At 63.9% G+C, this 16486-nt stretch carries 20 protein-coding genes; 10 read left to right on the forward strand and 10 right to left on the reverse strand.

Annotated elements, in window-relative coordinates; all coding sequences use genetic code 11:
• Positions 1-24: 24 nt before the first annotated feature.
• Positions 25-762 (reverse strand): DUF1499 domain-containing protein, encoded by a 738-nt coding sequence (locus C0099_RS10005; protein ID WP_102247298.1) that lies wholly within the window; start codon positions 760-762, stop codon positions 25-27.
• Positions 759-1631 carry a sterol desaturase family protein gene (locus C0099_RS10010; protein ID WP_102247299.1) on the reverse strand — a complete coding sequence of 291 codons (873 nt, stop codon included), beginning with the start codon at positions 1629-1631 and terminating at the stop codon, positions 759-761. The genes C0099_RS10005 and C0099_RS10010 overlap by 4 nt, the downstream gene beginning before the upstream one ends.
• A 267-nt stretch (positions 1632-1898) precedes the next feature.
• On the opposite strand from C0099_RS10010, the gene C0099_RS10015 reads away from it, so the two are divergent.
• Complete coding sequence (locus C0099_RS10015) at positions 1899-3110, forward strand: MFS transporter (RefSeq protein ID WP_102247300.1); 1212 nt, start codon at positions 1899-1901, stop codon at positions 3108-3110.
• Positions 3107-3778, forward strand: coding sequence for an ArsR/SmtB family transcription factor (locus tag C0099_RS10020; RefSeq protein WP_102247301.1), 672 nt, complete (start codon positions 3107-3109; stop codon positions 3776-3778). Before C0099_RS10015 ends, C0099_RS10020 begins: the two co-directional genes overlap by 4 nt.
• Here the strand turns inward: C0099_RS10020 and C0099_RS10025 are convergent, their stop codons facing one another.
• Positions 3779-5134, reverse strand: a complete 1356-nt coding sequence (locus C0099_RS10025; RefSeq protein WP_199797594.1) for an MFS transporter — start codon at positions 5132-5134, stop codon at positions 3779-3781. It abuts the gene before it with no gap.
• A 132-nt stretch (positions 5135-5266) separates the two neighbouring features.
• Here C0099_RS10025 and C0099_RS10030 point away from each other — a divergent pair, with 132 nt between their 5' ends.
• Positions 5267-5422 (forward strand): DUF3096 domain-containing protein, encoded by a 156-nt coding sequence (locus tag C0099_RS10030; RefSeq protein ID WP_102247302.1) that lies wholly within the window; start codon positions 5267-5269, stop codon positions 5420-5422.
• A gap of 3 nt (positions 5423-5425) precedes the next feature.
• On the opposite strand, the gene C0099_RS10035 is transcribed toward C0099_RS10030, so the two are convergent.
• Both C0099_RS10035 and C0099_RS10040 read right to left on the reverse strand, forming a co-directional pair.
• Entirely contained in the window at positions 5426-6343 is a 918-nt protein-coding gene (locus C0099_RS10035) for a GNAT family N-acetyltransferase (RefSeq protein ID WP_164084903.1), read from the reverse strand.
• Complete coding sequence (locus tag C0099_RS10040; protein WP_102247304.1) at positions 6340-8319, reverse strand: O-linked N-acetylglucosamine transferase, SPINDLY family protein; 1980 nt, start codon at positions 8317-8319, stop codon at positions 6340-6342. Before C0099_RS10040 ends, C0099_RS10035 begins: the two co-directional genes overlap by 4 nt.
• 421 nt (positions 8320-8740) lie before the next feature.
• Here C0099_RS10040 and sul2 point away from each other — a divergent pair, with 421 nt between their 5' ends.
• The gene (gene sul2 / locus C0099_RS10055) at positions 8741-9556 is read left to right on the forward strand and encodes a sulfonamide-resistant dihydropteroate synthase Sul2 (protein WP_001043260.1); all 816 of its coding nucleotides are present in this window, start codon (positions 8741-8743) and stop codon (positions 9554-9556) included.
• A gap of 86 nt (positions 9557-9642) precedes the next feature.
• Positions 9643-9945, forward strand: a complete 303-nt coding sequence (locus tag C0099_RS10060; RefSeq protein ID WP_000251875.1) for a phosphoglucosamine mutase — start codon at positions 9643-9645, stop codon at positions 9943-9945.
• 175 nt (positions 9946-10120) lie between these two features.
• On the opposite strand, the gene C0099_RS10070 is transcribed toward C0099_RS10060, so the two are convergent.
• From C0099_RS10070 to C0099_RS10080, 3 genes are all read right to left on the reverse strand, one after another.
• Positions 10121-11614 (reverse strand): IS91-like element ISCR2 family transposase, encoded by a 1494-nt coding sequence (locus C0099_RS10070; protein WP_001120888.1) that lies wholly within the window; start codon positions 11612-11614, stop codon positions 10121-10123.
• 210 nt (positions 11615-11824) lie between these two features.
• The gene (locus C0099_RS10075; protein ID WP_000743213.1) at positions 11825-12049 is read right to left on the reverse strand and encodes a hypothetical protein; all 225 of its coding nucleotides are present in this window, start codon (positions 12047-12049) and stop codon (positions 11825-11827) included.
• Positions 12046-12783, reverse strand: a complete 738-nt coding sequence (locus tag C0099_RS10080; RefSeq protein ID WP_001366550.1) for a recombinase family protein — start codon at positions 12781-12783, stop codon at positions 12046-12048. The genes C0099_RS10075 and C0099_RS10080 overlap by 4 nt, the downstream gene beginning before the upstream one ends.
• Positions 12784-12930: 147 nt before the next feature.
• Here C0099_RS10080 and C0099_RS10085 point away from each other — a divergent pair, with 147 nt between their 5' ends.
• The 5 genes from C0099_RS10085 to C0099_RS10105 all read left to right on the forward strand — a co-directional run bounded on the left by C0099_RS10085 (position 12931) and on the right by C0099_RS10105 (position 15912).
• Positions 12931-13263, forward strand: coding sequence for an ArsR/SmtB family transcription factor (locus tag C0099_RS10085; RefSeq protein ID WP_000447876.1), 333 nt, complete (start codon positions 12931-12933; stop codon positions 13261-13263).
• Entirely contained in the window at positions 13260-14027 is a 768-nt protein-coding gene (gene arsH, locus C0099_RS10090) for an arsenical resistance protein ArsH (RefSeq protein WP_001239389.1), read from the forward strand. The genes C0099_RS10085 and arsH overlap by 4 nt, the downstream gene beginning before the upstream one ends.
• Positions 14024-14530, forward strand: coding sequence for an arsenate reductase ArsC (locus C0099_RS10095; protein WP_000140066.1), 507 nt, complete (start codon positions 14024-14026; stop codon positions 14528-14530). Before arsH ends, C0099_RS10095 begins: the two co-directional genes overlap by 4 nt.
• Positions 14527-15594 (forward strand): ACR3 family arsenite efflux transporter, encoded by a 1068-nt coding sequence (gene arsB, locus C0099_RS10100; protein ID WP_001272375.1) that lies wholly within the window; start codon positions 14527-14529, stop codon positions 15592-15594. The genes C0099_RS10095 and arsB overlap by 4 nt, the downstream gene beginning before the upstream one ends.
• Positions 15595-15708: 114 nt before the next feature.
• On the forward strand, positions 15709-15912 hold the full coding sequence (locus C0099_RS10105; RefSeq protein WP_000131871.1) for a hypothetical protein: 204 nt from the start codon (positions 15709-15711) through the stop codon (positions 15910-15912).
• A gap of 36 nt (positions 15913-15948) precedes the next feature.
• On the opposite strand, the gene C0099_RS10110 is transcribed toward C0099_RS10105, so the two are convergent.
• Both C0099_RS10110 and C0099_RS10115 read right to left on the reverse strand, forming a co-directional pair.
• Positions 15949-16173, reverse strand: a complete 225-nt coding sequence (locus tag C0099_RS10110) for a type I toxin-antitoxin system ptaRNA1 family toxin (protein ID WP_000211355.1) — start codon at positions 16171-16173, stop codon at positions 15949-15951.
• A gap of 63 nt (positions 16174-16236) precedes the next feature.
• Positions 16237-16485 carry a hypothetical protein gene (locus tag C0099_RS10115; protein WP_000213809.1) on the reverse strand — a complete coding sequence of 83 codons (249 nt, stop codon included), beginning with the start codon at positions 16483-16485 and terminating at the stop codon, positions 16237-16239.
• Between the last annotated feature and the right edge of the window lies 1 nt (position 16486).

The raw sequence follows: 16486 nt of genomic DNA on the forward strand, positions 1-16486 counted from the left end.
CGTTGGCGTCGGGCCTGCAGGCGCTCAGCGATCTCGGTTGCGGGCGGCGAGGTCGTCCAGAAAGGCACGGATGCGCGCGGCATTGACGCCCAGGTCGCTGCGCCCCAGGCGCGAGCGTGAGCGCATGTCCACGCGCGTGCCGTCGGGTGTTGCGGCGATGCGCAGCACGACTTCGTCCACGAAACCGAACAGCCGGCTCTTGTCGGTGGCCTCGATGCGCAGATCGACCTCGTCCGCGGCCACCACGCTCCAGCCGCGCTCATCGACCAGCGCGCGTGCGTGCTCGAAGACCTGCTGCGCCGGTGCGGCGAGCATCAGCGGCACAATGTCGGGATAGGCCTCGCGCTGTTTGGCGGCGAAGGACTCGCCGGGGTGGTCGGTGGGGTTGGGCATGTCCCTGAACACCGGAGGGTCGTCGAGATCGGTACTGATGTCGTTGATGACCGGGTAGGTGCGCGCCGCATGCACCCAGTAGCCTGCCGTGGCGATCACCGGCAGCGTCGCCAGCACGCCGACCAGCGCCAGCGGAAAGCCGCGCTTGCGCGCCGCATCAGGCCAGGTGAGCACCGCTGCGAGCAGCGACACCGCCAGTGCCACCAGCGCGCCATACACGCCCCACTCCGCGAGTTTCAGGCCCGACGTGAAGTGCCACCAGCCGGCGCGATGCCCCAATCCGCCGGCCAACAGCGCAGCCGCCGCGCCGAACGCGAGCACCAGCCCGATGACCGCCAGCCGGCTGACCGGTCGTTGCACTTGATTCATGGGTTTTCCTTGTCGTCGGGCGCGGCGAAGCTGCGCCGGTTGATGGTGTAACCGTCGATCTGGCCGCGGAACGGAATCATCAGCATGCCCGGCAAGCGATCGGACTGACGCGGGTCGCGCAGGTCGGACAGGCCGATGGTCATGCCCTCGTGTCCATCGCGCGGTTGCGCGCGGTAGGTACCGAAGAGCCGATCCCACCAGGGCAGGTTGAAGCCGAAGTTGGAGTTGGTCTCGTCCTCATGCACCGAGTGATGCACACGGTGCATGTCGGGCGTCACGACGAACAGGCGCAACATGCGGTCGACGCGCGCGGGCAGGCGGATGTTGCCGTGATTGAACATCGAGGTTGCGTTGAGCACGACCTCGAAGATCACCACCGCGACCACTGGCGCACCCAGCACGACGATGGTCGCGAACTTGATCAGCATCGACAGCACGATCTCCAGCGGGTGAAAGCGCGCGCCGGTGGTCAGGTCGTAGTCGAGGTCGGCGTGATGCACGCGATGCAAGCGCCACAAGGCCGGTATGGCATGGACCATGACGTGCTGCAGCCAGATCACGAAGTCCATCGCAATCACCGCCAGCGGCACGGCCAGCCATGGCGACACTGCGTAGTGGTTGAGCAGGCCCCAGCCATTGGCGGCGCAAAACGCCGCCACGCCCACCGCCGCGGCCGGGAACAACACGCGCACGACCAGCGTGTTGAGCGCGACCAGCCCAATGTTCGACGCCCAGCGCATGGCGCGTCCGAGGGTCAACGCGCGACGTGGCGCCAGCACTTCCCACAGCGCGACGAGCACGAACACGCCGAGGAAGAAGCCCAGCCGGATCGCCGGCTCGTTGTCGATAATCAGTTGTTCCAGATTCACCCGGCCATTCTCCCGAGGCCCCGACCACCGGCTGGCATCGGCATTAACGACCACACTCTAGTATTCGTTGGAGTAATCACGCAAGCAAATACTCCATTCTTCGCTGCGCCCTTCAGTACCGCAGCAGAGAGCACTTTTTTTGGCGAGGAAGAATGCGTCATCAATGAAGTTCCAGTGTGCGCAAAACCCTAAAACCGCGCTTGACCGGGCAACCATCTAACATTTCTTGGAGTATTATCCGATCAATCCAAGCCCGGACTTGCCCCTATGACCCCGATCGCGACCGAAAGACTCAACGTGGCCATCCTGGTGATCGGCCAGACGCTGTTCATGGTGGCCTCGATCACCGTGATGACGCTCAGCGGACTGGTCGGACGCGCGCTCGGGCCGGACCCGGGCCTGGCGACGCTGCCGATCGCGATGATGATGCTCGGCACGGTGATTTCCACGCTGCCGGCCTCGCTCTACATGAAGCGCGTCGGGCGTCGCGCGGGTTTCATCACCGGCGCGGGCATCGGCGGCATCGGCGGCGGACTGCTGGCCTTTGGCGCGGTGGTGCTGGGATCGTTCTGGCTGTTCTGTCTGGGCAACCTGTTGCTCGGCCTGTACCAGGGCTTCGCGATGTACTACCGCTTCGCTGCGGCCGACGTCGCCAGCCCGGCCTGGCGACCGCGCGCCATGTCGTTCGTCATGGCCGGCGGCGTGGTCGCGGCCTTCCTCGGCCCGTGGAACGCCAACGCCGCCTCGGACTGGATCGCGGCCGCGCCATCCAGTGGTCCGTATCTGGTGATCGCGCTGCTGGCACTGCTGTCCGTCGGCCTGCTCGCCTTCCTGCGTGTGCCCACCTCGGGCGAACCGCGCGTCGGCGACCCGCAGCGACCAATGGCAGAGATCGCGCGCAGCCGCCGCTTCATCGTCGCAGCGCTGGCCGCGGCCAGCGGCTACGCGATCATGATCGTGGTGATGACCGCCACCCCGCTGGCCATGCGCGGCGTCGGCTTCGAACTCGGTGACGTGGCTCTCGTCATGCAGTGGCACGTGCTGGGCATGTTTGCACCCTCGTTCTTCACCGGTGGCCTGATCGCACGCTTCGGCCATGCCCGCATTCTGCTCGCCGGCTGCGCGCTGCTCGGCGCATCGGCGCTCACCGCCGCGCAGGGCGACACGCTGATGCTGTTCTGGAGCGCGCTGGTGCTGCTCGGCATCGGCTGGAACTTTCTCTTCATCGGCGGCAGCGCCCTGCTCACCACCGCCCACTCCGAGGCCGAACGCGGCAAGGTGCAGGGCATCAACGACCTGCTGATCTTCGCGCTGGTCACGCTCGGCGCGCTGCTCGCCGGCAAGCTGCTGCATCTGGTCGGATGGGCCACGCTGAATCTGGCCATGCTGCCGCTGATCCTGCTGGTCGCGCTGGCGGCACTGTGGCTGGGGGGGCCGGTCACGCCGCGCGCGGCCAGCGCCGTGGGAGACGCCAAATGACTGCACGCACGACCAAGGATCTGCTGTACGAACAGGTCGCGCGCATCGGCAAGGCGGTGTCCAGCCCCAGGCGCCTGGAGATGCTCGAAATGCTCGCTCAGGGCGAGAAGAGCGTGGACTCGCTGGCGCTGGAACTGGGCATCACGATGAAGCTCGCCAGCGCACACCTGAAGGCCTTGCGCGACGCGCGCCTGGTGCTGGCGCGTCGCGACGGCAAGCACGTTTTCTACCGGCTCAGCGGCGAGGATGTGGCCGGCCTGACGGTGAAACTGCGCGAGGTCGCAGGCGAGCATCTGGTCGAACTGCGCATGGCACTCGGCCAGATGATGGCCGCACCCGACACGCTGCAGCACTTCGGCCGCTCCGAACTGCTCGAGCGCGCACGGCGCGGTGACGTAGTGGTGATCGACGTGCGCCCGCAGAGCGAATACCAGGCCGCCCATCTGCCCTTCGCGCGCTCGATGCCGCTGGCGGAACTGAAACGCCGCGTGCATGAACTGCCTCGCGAGCGCGACATCGTGGCCTATTGCCGCGGACCCTTCTGCCTGCTCTCCGACGAAGCCGTGGCCATGCTTGCCGCACACGGCTACCGCGTGCGCAAGATCCGCGACGGCGTGGCCGAATGGCAGGCCGCCGGCCTGCCGGTCGAGCGCGGCACCCCGGCCTGATCAGCCCTCGGACACTTCGCGCAGATTCCGCCCGATGACCGCGCCGATCAGCCCCGCCAGACCCAGCAGCGCGACCGTGGCCTCGACCGAGAAGGTCGCGGCGATCGCGCCGACCACGCCGGTGGCGAGCAGCAGCAGGCCGATCACGCTGTTGCTCACCGCCACGTAGTCGGTGCGCAGATTGCCCTCGGCCATGTCGACCAGATAGGTCTTGCGACCCAGTCGCACGCCGGCATGTGCCACGCCCAGCCCGAAGAAGGCCAGCGGATAGAACCACTGCGCGGCCGCCATCGGCAGATCCGCCCATGACCACGCCGCGACCACGATCGACAGCACGCCGGCCAGCGCGCATGCGGCCGAAAACACCAGACGGCTGGAGCGATCCGACCAGCGTCCCCAGATGGGCGAGCTGACCAGCGCCGCCAGGCCCTCGACGGCGATGAAGATGCCCAGCAGCAGCGCCGCGCTGCCCAGTTCATCACGCGCCAGCGCGACATAGAACGGCGCGGCCAGCCCCGAGCCCATGGCCAGTGCACGCGCCACGACGAAACGCCGAAACAGCGCGTCGTCGCGCAGCAACGAGAGCCTGGCCATGGCCTCGGTGAAGCCGTTGGCACCGCCTTCGGTCGCACCGGGATATTCGACGATGCGCGAATACGCTCCGGCAGCGGCCAGCCACAGCCCGGCCGCGACCAGCAGCAGGCCGGCGTACAGCCCCAGACCTCCGGAATCGGGCAACAGCGTCAGCACACCGCCGGTGGCCATGGTCGCGAAGCCGGCGAAGGAGGAGATCCAGCCCGACAGCCGGCCACGCCGCGTCTTGGGGATGGTCTTGCCAAGCACGTCCTTGTAGGCCACCGAACAGGCGCCGCGCGCGAGGCTGAACAGCGTCAGCAGCGCGAGAATGGCCAGCCCGGCCGCGAGCCCTTCGAGGCTCAGCGCGACGACCGCCATCGCCGCCAGACAGGCCGCCTGCACCGTCCCGCCGGCCACCCACACGCCCTTGCGCACGGCGCGTGCGCGCACCGCCGCGCCAATGAACATCTGCGGCAGCATCGAGCCCGACTCGCGGATCGGCACCAGCAGGCTCAGACACCAGGCCGGCGCGCCGAGCGCACCGAGAATCCACGGCAGCGTGGTCTTGGCGCTGGCGATGCGGTCCGACACGTTCGACAATGCGTTGGCCACCAGCGTGCGCACGAAGTTGCCCGGCGATTCGCGACAGGCCTCGTCGCTGATGGCCTTGCACACGCGACCCTCGTCATCCTCGGCGAGACGCTCGTAGAGCGATTCCATCCACACGGGATGATGCGGGGAATCGCTCGCGGCGAAGGACTTTCGCTCGGTATCGGACATGAACTACCCGGCTGTTCCAAAAAATGACCGGCCGATCTTACCCGTACGCACCGAAACACGCAGAAAACAAGCCGAATTGACCGCGGGGTCGCATGCCACCAGAATCAACGCTCGACCTTACGGAGAGCACTCATGAACGTGAACATTGCGCTGGCGCCGCTCGTCGCCCTGATCGCCGGCATCCTGATCCTGGTGATGCCCCGCCTGCTCAACTTCATCGTGGCGCTCTACCTGATCCTGGTCGGCGTAATGGGCCTGTTCGGCATCGGCAGCATCCACATGCGATAGACCTCACCGAGCGCCTTGTCCGAACTCCCCGTGTCGGTACGCGGGGAAGTACTGCGTCGCGGGCACGGCACGAGAAAGCTGTGCGTACCGTCCCGCGTCGAGGATCGCGCCCAGCAGCCAGGAGTCGACCGAGTCGTTCGACCAGCCGGCCTTGAAGGCGGCGAGACCGTCGTCTGCGGCGTCCGGCGCACCAACGCCGCCACCCCAGTCGATGCGGCTCACCCGCGACAAGAAGTGTTCGATCGCCGAACGGCTCAGCGCATGCGCAGCGTCACAGCGATAGCCTTCGCGCGAATAGGCCGCGAGATGAAAGTAGGCATCATCCGCCTGCCGCATGAACAGCTGGAATCCGACACTGCATCCGTCAGCGCTGGCCCCGAACATGACGAGGTCGTCCATCGCGAGCTGCTGGCGAAACGATTCGCGACCGAACACGCGCAGGTCGTCGGTACCCTTGCGCAGCAAAAGCTCCTGATACAGCTCGACCCAGTCATCGAGGCGGCTCAACGGCTTGGCCACCTGTTCGACCTCGACCCGCCGCAAGCCGCGACGTGCGTTGCGCAGGTGGTGTGGTGTCGCAATCTGTTCCACATCGCCCCCCAGCCGCGCGACGAAATGACGTTTGAACGGTCGCGCCAGATCGAAGCACCCGGTCACGCCGGCCGCCGTCAGTGGCGCGAACGGATCGGCCACCAGCGTGAGCGAGACCAGGCCGCTGCGCTTGAGCGCTGCGAGGTCCTCGCCGAGACGGCTCCAGTCCCGGCAGGCAAAGAGCGGATACGGCCCCATCGCATCGAAGTACGGCGTGCCGGGGATGGCGCGGCGCAGCACCCAGCCGCCACAGGCGGGCAGATGCAGGGGCTCGCCGGCGAAAGCCAGTGAGCGTGCGTAGGCCTCTGAAGCGTAGCCGACGAAGCTCATCGCGGCGCCTCGAACACGTCGCCGGCACACCAGGCACGCCACATGCGGCGCAGGATGACGGGCAGCTCGTCGTCGCGCGACTGGCGCGTACGCAAGGCCAGCATTCGCGCGCGCAAGCCGTGGCGCAACGCCTCCAGCGCGGGCAGATCGGCGCTGGCGCGCACGGCACACTCGACGAAGGCCTCGCGCCCACCCGCAATCCATTCGGGCAGGCCGGCTTCGGCCAGCATGCCGGCGCCGTGGCGCTGATGCAGCGGCGCGCCTGGCGGCGCGAAGGCGATGGTCGGCACGCCCATCCACAGTCCGTAGCTCACCGAAGTGCCGCCCGAATACGGCGTGGTGTCGAGCAGCACGTCGACATCGGCATGCGCCCGCAGGTAATCGTCGCGAGACAGGCGCGGGCGCAATTCGATGCGCGTCGCAGGCACGCCTTCGCCCTCGAAGAGCGCGGCGATGCGATCGCGCACACCGGCCTCGTCCATACCGCCGACGATCATGCGCGATTCCGGCAGCGCCCGCAGCACGGCGCTCCACAGCGCGATCGTCGCCGGCGTGACCTTGCCTGCACGGGCGAAGCTGCCGAAGCTCACCGCACCATTTCTGCGCGCCGGCAGCGGCGTGACCGCCGGCAAGTCCGCCGGCGGCTCGAAGGCATTGGCCAGACGCAGCCGGATCAGCCGTTCGGTAAACCAGGCGTCGCCCTCGTCTGGCGGAAGTGCATGTGCATTGACCAGGCGGTAGTCGATCGCATCCAGCCCGGTCGTCGCCGGATAGCCCATCCACGAGATCTGCACCGGCGCGGGTCGCCGCGCGAACACCGGCAGGCGGTTGTATGCGGTGTGGCCCGACAGGTCGAAGAGAATGTCGATCGCATCGGCCTCGACGAGGTGCGCCAGTGCGCCGTCGTCCAGGGCGTGCACCGACTCCCACCCATCGGTCAGTGCGCGCAACTCGCCCGAGACACCATCCTCGAATGGTGCGGTGTGATAGGCGACGATATCGAAGCCTGCCGCGCGCAGCAATCGCCATACCGGCGCGATGAAACGCGCCACCGGATGCTCGCGCAGATCCCCGGAGACGAAGCCGATGCGCAGGCGCCGCTGCGGATCGCGCGACAGATGCTCATGGCGTCGCGAGCGCGCGGATATGCGCGCGAAATGCTGGCCGAAGCGTCGGTGCGCGGCGAACACTTCTTCCGGCGCACAGTCGTCGCAATGCGTCAGCGCGAACAGCCACGCGCTCCACGCCGCGGCGTTGTCCGGGTCCTGGCCGACGGCCGCGCGGTACAGGTCCAGCGCCGCACGCACGCGCCCGGCGCGGTAATGGACGAGCGCGAGATTGAACCGTGCGTCGGCCTGTTCGGGATGAGTGACGAGCAGGTCCTGGAGCATTTCGACGGCTTCGTCGCCGCGTCCGCACTCCGACCACGCCATGGCCAGACTGCTGCGCTCGGCCGGGCCGGCACCGGGCAGGGCCACGGCACGCTCCAGGCAGAGCGCGGCCTCGCGCGGGCGCGCCAGCGCGAGCAAGGCATTGCCCTTGGCGAGCCACGCGGGAGCCAGACCATCGTCGAGTTCGAGCGCACGCTCGGCGCAACGCAAGGCCTCGGCATACAGGCCGCCGTCGAAGGCGTTGGACGCGGCGTTGGACCACGTCGTCGCGACACCGGCGGCGAGCGTCAGACTGCGCTCAAACGCGTCTCGCGCCTGGCCGTGACGGCGCTGGTGATGCAGCGCCACGCCGAGGTGATCCCAGGCCTGCGCTTTACCGCCATCCTGGGCGAGAACAACGCGCAGTGCTGTCTCGGCCTCACCCCAGTCGCTCATGCTCAGACAGGCCGTCGCATACAGATGACGCAGCCGGGCGGATCCCGGATGGGAAGTGAGCGCGCGCCCGGCCAGGCGACGGGCATCGGCCGGTCTGCCCGCGAGCAGGAACTGCCGGCATGAATCGGTTACGACACAGAGTTCGTCCATCGCCACTCCGGGAGCCACTCGCGAGAGTGTGCCATCGACACGCGCCGACTGCGCCCCGACTTACATGTCACAACGCAATCCTTTCGATTCACGGGGCATGAAGCGCCCTGCGAGTCACTCCCACTCTATTGTAAACAAGACATTTTTATCTTTTATATTCAATGGCTTATTTTCCTGCTAATTGGTAATACCATGAAAAATACCATGCTCAGAAAAGGCTTAACAATATTTTGAAAAATTGCCTACTGAGCGCTGCCGCACAGCTCCATAGGCCGCTTTCCTGGCTTTGCTTCCAGATGTATGCTCTTCTGCTCCTGCAGCTAATGGATCACCGCAAACAGGTTACTCGCCTGGGGATTCCCTTTCGACCCGAGCATCCGTATGAGACTCATGCTCGATTATTATTATTATAGAAGCCCCCATGAATAAATCGCTCATCATTTTCGGCATCGTCAACATAACCTCGGACAGTTTCTCCGATGGAGGCCGGTATCTGGCGCCAGACGCAGCCATTGCGCAGGCGCGTAAGCTGATGGCCGAGGGGGCAGATGTGATCGACCTCGGTCCGGCATCCAGCAATCCCGACGCCGCGCCTGTTTCGTCCGACACAGAAATCGCGCGTATCGCGCCGGTGCTGGACGCGCTCAAGGCAGATGGCATTCCCGTCTCGCTCGACAGTTATCAACCCGCGACGCAAGCCTATGCCTTGTCGCGTGGTGTGGCCTATCTCAATGATATTCGCGGTTTTCCAGACGCTGCGTTCTATCCGCAATTGGCGAAATCATCTGCCAAACTCGTCGTTATGCATTCGGTGCAAGACGGGCAGGCAGATCGGCGCGAGGCACCCGCTGGCGACATCATGGATCACATTGCGGCGTTCTTTGACGCGCGCATCGCGGCGCTGACGGGTGCCGGTATCAAACGCAACCGCCTTGTCCTTGATCCCGGCATGGGGTTTTTTCTGGGGGCTGCTCCCGAAACCTCGCTCTCGGTGCTGGCGCGGTTCGATGAATTGCGGCTGCGCTTCGATTTGCCGGTGCTTCTGTCTGTTTCGCGCAAATCCTTTCTGCGCGCGCTCACAGGCCGTGGTCCGGGGGATGTCGGGGCCGCGACACTCGCTGCAGAGCTTGCCGCCGCCGCAGGTGGAGCTGACTTCATCCGCACACACGAGCCGCGCCCCTTGCGCGACGGGCTGGCGGTATTGGCGGCGCTGAAAGAAACCGCAAGAATTCGTTAACTGCACATTCGGGATATTTCTCTATATTCGCGGTTCAGCAGGCATGTCCCCTTTGAGGGCGACCCGACGACAGGATAATCGACCTTATGGTGCGCAAATATTTCGGCACAGACGGTATTCGTGGCAAAGCCAACGAAGGCGCGATGACGGCGGAAACCGCCTTGCGCGTCGGCATGGCGGCTGGCCGTGTCTTTCGTCGCGGTGACCACCGCCATCGTGTCGTGATCGGCAAGGATACGCGCCTGTCGGGCTATATGCTTGAACCCGCGCTCACAGCCGGTTTCACCTCGATGGGCATGGACGTGTTCCTTTTTGGCCCGCTGCCGACAACGTATAGGAAGAATAAACGCCCTTTTCACCCAAGTCCAACAGCTTTGGACCGCAGTTGACTCTTTCGACACCCCTGCGATGCAACCCAATCCGGCTGACGGGGAGCCAGCAACGCTGAAAATTTACCCTCCTCTTTCCCACTAGCGGCTCCTTTTCCGACAACCAGCACGGCGGATCCCTGCCGCGGCGCTGTGAACGCAGCATTTTGATTGGTATCGTTGGCCTTCAGGCTCGTCAGTCAAACAGACCCAGGAGCAGCTCAGCCGGTGGCGCCCGGCTTTCGGGTAACGCCCTGGTCCCGCTGGTTTCGGCTTTGTGCTTCAGGTGATCAAGGATCTGCTTGATCACTATAGGGTCTTCAATGCAGGCGATGACTTTCATGGCGCCGCCGCAGCCGCTGCAGGTCTCGATGTCGATATTGAAAACACGCTTGAGCCGTTGCGCCCATGTCATCGACGCTCGCCGTTGTGCTGGTGTTGCCGGTTCATCAGCCACCCTGACCTTGTTGCCCCTGCCCCGTTTTGCCGGCGTGACCAACGCCCGGTGCCGACTGTTGGGTGCGAACACCCCGTGGAAGCGGGTTAGGTTGACTCTGGGCTTCGGTACCAGGGCGGCCAGCCTTGCAATGAAATCCAATGGTTCGAAAATGACGTGCGTGGTGCCGTCCCGGTACGGCGTCTTGAGCTGGTAGCGCACGTTGCCGCCTCGTGTTAACGACAGCCGCTTCTCGGATACCGCCGGGCGGCTGATGTACCGGCACAGCCGTTCGAGCTTCTTGCGTTCATCGGCCCTGGCCGCCACGCCGGCGTGCAGGCTGGACCCGGCTACCTTGCCAATCCCGTCACCGAACGGATCACCACTGGTCGGCAGAGTTTGCAAAGTGAACACCTTTCGCCCCGCCTGTGAACCGACAGCGATACGGTAAGTGATCGAGTGCCCCAGCAGGGGTGTCATCGGGTCGTCATCCACCGCATCCGAGGCCAGATAGCTGTTTTCGACATCCCGTTCCAGCAGGCCTTGCCGTTCCAGATAGCGACCCACCCGGTGGGCGATGGTGTGCGTCAGCTGGGTGAGCTCTGGGCTGGTCGGCGCCTTGACCCAGCGGAAACGCGCTGAGCCGTGGGATTGCTCGACATACACACCGTCGAGAAACAGCATGTGGAAGTGAACATTCAGATTGAGCGCCGATCCAAAACGCTGGATCAGGGTGACCGCGCCCGTCTTGGCCACTTGGTGGGTATGGCCCGCTTTCTTGACCAGGTGCGTGGCAATGACGCGGTAAACGATGCCCAGCACCCACCCCATGATCTCGGGCCGGCTGGCAAACAGGAAACGCAGCTGAAACGGGAAGCTCAACACCCACTGACGCATGGGTTGTTCAGGCAGTACTTCATCAACCAGCAAGGCGGCACTTTCGGCCATCCGCCGCGCCCCACAGCTCGGGCAGAAACCGCGACGCTTACAGCTGAAAGCGACCAGGTGCTCGGCGTGGCAAGACTCGCAGCGAACCCGTAGAAAGCCATGCTCCAGCCGCCCGCATTGGAGAAATTCTTCAAATTCCCGTTGCACATAGCCCGGCAATTCCTTTCCCTGCTCTGCCATAAGCGCAGCGAATGCCGGGTAATACTCGTCAACGATCTGATAGAGAAGGGTTTGCTCGGGTCGGTGGCTCTGGTAACGACCAGTATCCCGATCCCGGCTGGCCGTCCTGGCCGCCACATGAGGCATGTTCCGCGTCCTTGCAATACTGTGTTTACATACAGTCTATCGCTTAGCGGAAAGTTCTTTTACCCTCAGCCGAAATGCCTGCCGTTGCTAGACATTGCCAGCCAGTGCCCGTCACTCCCACTCGATTGTAAACAAGCACACAAAACCCTTTAGTGACAACAATTTGCAAGAACTATCAGGCTCAGTGCCATGAAAAATACCATGACCAGATCATGAGGTTGAACACGGCTTGCGCCGGCAGCGTTCACGCTCCTGGTCGGCGATCTCGCCCGGCTGCAATGCTAGCTCAGCATCGGTCATGCGCTCCAGCACGTCGCGTAGGCGGATGGTGCAAGGAATGGGCGGCAGCTCGAACTCATAGCCGCCGGCGATCATTTCGGCCGCAATCTCCTCGGTGATGAAAAACGGCTCGTCGTCTTGGTTCGGCTTCTTCATGCCCTTTCCTCCTGGCGCTCATCCTGGCCGACAGCGGCCAGGGCATCGGCTTCCGTCAATGCGTCCTCCACGAACGCGCCGTGCTGCTTCGCTTCGGCCTGGCTGACCTCGGCCCATATCCGTTTCACCTGGGCCGCACTGTACCCGGCCAGCTCGGCGGTCTTGTTGATGCTGTAGCCGGACTTGCGCAGCGCGACAACTTGGGCGCGGCGCTTCGGATCAGCACGGCGGCCCTTGTACCGCCCGGCCTGGCGGGCCAACTCAATGCCTTGGCGCTGGCGTTCGCGCCTGTCCTCGTAGTCGTCGCGGGCCATCTGCAAGGCCAGGCGAAAAAGCATGATCTGCACGGCTTCCAGCACGATCTTGGCGACGCCCTGGGCCTCGGCCGCCAGGTCGGATAGATCGACCACGCCAGGGACGGCCAGGCGTGCGCCTTTGGCCTGTATCGAGGCCACCAGGCGCTCGGCCTCGGGCAAAGGTAGGCGGCTGATGCGGTCGATCTTCTCGGCAATGACCACCTCGCCGGGCTGTAGGTCGCCGATCATGCGCAGCAGCTCAGGCCGGTCGGCGCGTGCGCCGGATGCCTTCTCACGGTAGATGCCGGCGACGTAGTAGCCGGCGGCCTTCGCGGCCGTAGTGATCGCCTCTTGGCGTTCCAAGTCCTGCGCGTCGGTGCTGACGCGCAGATAGACCCGCGCCACCATCGGCGCGGCTACTGGCTTCGTCCTGCGCATACTTGCGGGCTCCTTTGGGCATACTCAAATGCACCCATCTTAAACTGGCAGGCCAATTTATCACATATCGATCTAAATGCGCCTAGCTCATTTTTACAGCTTAAATGAGCTATTGAGCACACTCCATATTTCGACTATTATTGAAACATGGAAACGATAAATGCTGTAGCCGCCCTGGCGGCCATCGCTCAAGAATCGCGCCTCGCGGTGTTCCGGCTTCTCGTCCAGGCCGGCCCCGCCGGCATGGCCGCCGGAAAAATCAGCGAAGCGGCCGGCATCCCGCCGTCTTCGCTATCCTTCCACCTGAAAGAGCTGGCACACGCCGGCATGGTCACGTCGCGGCAAGAAGGCCGATTTGTGATCTACGAGGCGAACTTTTCGACGGCCACTAACCTGGTGGCCTTTCTCACGGAAAACTGCTGCGGCGGCCAGGTGTGCAACCTGTCTTGCACCACGGAAGCCGGGAAGGTGTTGGCATGAGACTTCGCCATCTTTCCGACCCCGATTCTTTGCCCGCTTTGGACAAATCCTTTGCCATCGAGCGCCCGGCGCTCGGGCTGGCACCCGACGCCCCGCCGGTGCGTATCCTGCTGCTGTATGGCTCGCTGCGCGCCCGCTCGTTCTCACGGCTGGCCGTCGAGGAAGCGGCCCGGCTGCTGCAATTCTTTGGCGCAGAAACACGCATCTTCGACCCGTCCGATTTGCCGTTGCCCGATCAAGTGCAAAGCGACGATCACCCGGCCGTCAAGGAGCTGCGCGCCCTGTCCGAGTGGTCAGAGGGACAAGTCTGGTGCAGCCCGGAACGCCACGGTCAGATTACCAGTGTCATGAAGGCGCAGATTGACCATCTGCCGCTTGAAATGGCCGGCATCCGGCCGACCCAAGGCCGCACCCTGGCCGTGATGCAGGTATCCGGCGGCTCGCAGAGCTTCAACGCCGTGAACACCTTGCGTCTGCTCGGCCGCTGGATGCGAATGTTCACCATTCCGAACCAGTCGAGTATCGCCAAAGCGTTCCAAGAGTTCGACGCGGCGGGCCGCATGAAGCCCTCGCCGTACTACGACCGAATAGCCGATGTGATGGAAGAACTGGTGCGCTTCACGGCGCTGGTACGGCCGCACCGTGAAGCACTGACAGACCGCTATTCCGAACGGAAAGCGGCCGGCCACGTCATCGACGAGGCCACCGATCTTTCATCCATCGCCATTGCTCCCCAGCCACTACCAGAAAGCGAAACATCATGACCGAAAGAATCTATAACGTCCTCATCCTCTGCACCGGCAATTCGGCGCGCAGCATCATGGCCGAAGCTCTCATCAACACGATGGGGCAAGGGCGCTTCCGCGCCTACAGCGCCGGCAGTCACCCAACCGGCAAGGTCAATCCCTTCGCCGTCGAAAAGGTGGAGTCGGTGAATTACCCGACCGAGAATCTGCGCAGCAAGAGCTGGGACGAGTACGCCACGCCCGACGCACCGAAGATGGACTTCATCATCACCGTCTGCGACAACGCCGCCGGCGAAATGTGTCCGGTGTGGCCTGGTCAGCCGATCTCGGCGCATTGGGGATTTGAAGATCCGGCCGCCGTCGAAGGCACTGACGCCGAGAAGCGCCGGGCCTTCGAACAAACCTTCCGGCACATGATGAACCGCGTCCGCCTGTTCGTGAATCTGCCTCTCAAAATGCTTGACCAGACGGCCATCAAGCGCGAGCTGGCGAACATCGGCAAGACCGAGCAGGAAGCATGAGCGCCGGCGCACAGGCCATCGCCGCGAAGCCGCGCCAGGCCCCGATGAGCGGCTTCGAGCGTTACCTGACGCTGTGGGTGGCCCTGTGCATCGTCGCCGGTGTTGCGCTCGGCCAGGGCCTTCCTGACGTGTTCCAGGCCATAGGCCGCATGGAAGTGGCCCAGGTCAATTTGCCGGTGGGCCTGCTGATTTGGGTAATGATCGTCCCGATGCTGGTCAAGATCGACTTCGGGGCGCTGCACCAGGTCAAAGAGCATTGGCGCGGCATCGGCGTCACGCTGTTCGTGAATTGGGCCGTCAAGCCATTCTCGATGGCCCTGCTGGGGTGGCTGTTCATCCGACAAGTGTTCGCTCCGTTCCTGCCGGCCGATCAACTGGACAGCTACATCGCGGGCTTGATCTTGCTGGCCGCCGCGCCCTGCACGGCAATGGTGTTCGTGTGGAGCCGCCTTACCAACGGCGACCCGCTTTTCACGCTCTCGCAAGTGGCTCTGAACGACGCCATCATGATCGTGGCCTTCGCGCCCATCGTCGGCCTGCTGCTGGGCATGTCCTCGATCTCGGTGCCTTGGGACACGCTGCTGATTTCGGTCGTGCTCTACATCATCGTGCCGGTGATCCTGGCGCAGCTCTTGCGGCGGCATCTGCTCAAGCAAGGACAGGCCGCCTTTGAACGGGCCATGCAGAAGATCGGGCCGTGGTCGATGGCCGCGCTGCTGCTGACGTTGGTTCTACTGTTCGCCTTCCAGGGCGAGGCCATCATCCGGCAGCCGTTAGTGATCGCCATGCTAGCCGTGCCGATCTTGATTCAAGTGTTCTTCAATTCCGGGTTAGCCTACTGGCTGAACAAGCGGGCGGGGGAAAAGCACTCTGTCGCCTGTCCTTCGGCCCTGATCGGTGCCAGCAACTTCTTCGAGCTGGCCGTGGCGGCCGCCATCAGCTTGTTCGGTCTGCACTCCGGCGCTGCATTGGCAACCGTGGTCGGCGTCCTGGTCGAAGTGCCGGTGATGCTGCTGGTCGTGCGCGTGGTGAATCGCTCGAAGAGCTGGTACGAACGAGGTTGAACATGAGTAGGAAAAAACTGAGGAAATGATTGCAGATTGCCGCGCCGGCCGCTTCCTGGCGCATTCGATCACTGACCTGGAACACCTAGTATCCATGCTTGCTGAGGTCGCCCGATGACAGACCCAAAGAACCTAGAGAACAGGCTGCATGAGAAGGCCGACCCGGCCCGCGCCGTTTCCACTGGTCGGGTGCGCTACACACTGGCCGAACTACTGGCCGACGCGGAAGCATCCGGGGCTTACCCGCTGCCGCCGGAGGAACGCGAATGGATGGATGCGCCGTCTGTGGGTCGGGAATGGCCAAACAGTGAAGATTGAAAAAGGCGGCCAGTTCGAGTGGCCGCCCTTTCGTCATTAGCTGCACGCTTGGCGCAAGGCGTTCATTGCTTCTTGAAAATCAGCCTGTGTCGCCCGGCCCGTTTCAGCTTGGTAGTACACCACCATAAAAGCATTAGCGACGGCTTCGGCCAATGGCCCAAGGCTCCGCGCTTCCGCTTGGTTGATGTACTCCAAAGAAGAAAGAATAGCCGCTGCTTGATGCACTGCTTGCCCTGGTTCGATAATATGTTGTGTTGTCATAATTCACCTCTCCAGTAGGTGTTGATTGAAAGTGCCGGGCTGGTTGTGGCCAGCCCGGTGCGCCTACAGGTACAGCCCCGCCGCCTCCGCGAATGCTGACCGCTCATTCCTGCCGCCATTAACCTCAATACTTATCGGCTTAGTTTCGCTCTCTCTCATAGGGTCTGGCCGTGATACAAAAGCGGCTGTTTCTGTCTCTGCATCGACCTCGGTCGATTGATCACCCAGCGGCGAAATAAATACCTGGCTGACTTCTTCCCTTGGCGCTTCATCCAGGGCCGCCAATGCGGCCATGTATGTTGATGTCGTCATC

This window comes from Pseudazoarcus pumilus, assembly GCF_002872475.1.
GTDB classification, from domain to species: domain Bacteria; phylum Pseudomonadota; class Gammaproteobacteria; order Burkholderiales; family Rhodocyclaceae; genus Pseudazoarcus; species Pseudazoarcus pumilus.

Excerpts from the sequence above, each read along its gene's own strand:
- C0099_RS10005 (WP_102247298.1), bottom strand. The coding sequence starts at position 762 with ATGAATCAAGTGCAACGACCGGTCAGCCGGCTGGCGGTCATCGGGCTG.
- C0099_RS10015 (WP_102247300.1), top strand. The coding sequence starts at position 1,899 with ATGACCCCGATCGCGACCGAAAGACTCAACGTGGCCATCCTGGTGATC.
- C0099_RS10020 (WP_102247301.1), top strand. The coding sequence starts at position 3,107 with ATGACTGCACGCACGACCAAGGATCTGCTGTACGAACAGGTCGCGCGC.
- C0099_RS10025 (WP_199797594.1), bottom strand. The coding sequence starts at position 5,134 with ATGTCCGATACCGAGCGAAAGTCCTTCGCCGCGAGCGATTCCCCGCAT.
- C0099_RS10030 (WP_102247302.1), top strand. The coding sequence starts at position 5,267 with ATGAACGTGAACATTGCGCTGGCGCCGCTCGTCGCCCTGATCGCCGGC.
- C0099_RS10035 (WP_164084903.1), bottom strand. The coding sequence starts at position 6,343 with ATGAGCTTCGTCGGCTACGCTTCAGAGGCCTACGCACGCTCACTGGCT.
- C0099_RS10040 (WP_102247304.1), bottom strand. The coding sequence starts at position 8,319 with ATGGACGAACTCTGTGTCGTAACCGATTCATGCCGGCAGTTCCTGCTC.
- sul2 (WP_001043260.1), top strand. The coding sequence starts at position 8,741 with ATGAATAAATCGCTCATCATTTTCGGCATCGTCAACATAACCTCGGAC.
- C0099_RS10060 (WP_000251875.1), top strand. The coding sequence starts at position 9,643 with ATGGTGCGCAAATATTTCGGCACAGACGGTATTCGTGGCAAAGCCAAC.
- C0099_RS10070 (WP_001120888.1), bottom strand. The coding sequence starts at position 11,614 with ATGCCTCATGTGGCGGCCAGGACGGCCAGCCGGGATCGGGATACTGGT.
- C0099_RS10075 (WP_000743213.1), bottom strand. The coding sequence starts at position 12,049 with ATGAAGAAGCCGAACCAAGACGACGAGCCGTTTTTCATCACCGAGGAG.
- C0099_RS10080 (WP_001366550.1), bottom strand. The coding sequence starts at position 12,783 with ATGCGCAGGACGAAGCCAGTAGCCGCGCCGATGGTGGCGCGGGTCTAT.
- C0099_RS10085 (WP_000447876.1), top strand. The coding sequence starts at position 12,931 with ATGGAAACGATAAATGCTGTAGCCGCCCTGGCGGCCATCGCTCAAGAA.
- arsH (WP_001239389.1), top strand. The coding sequence starts at position 13,260 with ATGAGACTTCGCCATCTTTCCGACCCCGATTCTTTGCCCGCTTTGGAC.
- C0099_RS10095 (WP_000140066.1), top strand. The coding sequence starts at position 14,024 with ATGACCGAAAGAATCTATAACGTCCTCATCCTCTGCACCGGCAATTCG.
- arsB (WP_001272375.1), top strand. The coding sequence starts at position 14,527 with ATGAGCGCCGGCGCACAGGCCATCGCCGCGAAGCCGCGCCAGGCCCCG.
- C0099_RS10105 (WP_000131871.1), top strand. The coding sequence starts at position 15,709 with ATGACAGACCCAAAGAACCTAGAGAACAGGCTGCATGAGAAGGCCGAC.
- C0099_RS10110 (WP_000211355.1), bottom strand. The coding sequence starts at position 16,173 with ATGACAACACAACATATTATCGAACCAGGGCAAGCAGTGCATCAAGCA.
- C0099_RS10115 (WP_000213809.1), bottom strand. The coding sequence starts at position 16,485 with ATGACGACATCAACATACATGGCCGCATTGGCGGCCCTGGATGAAGCG.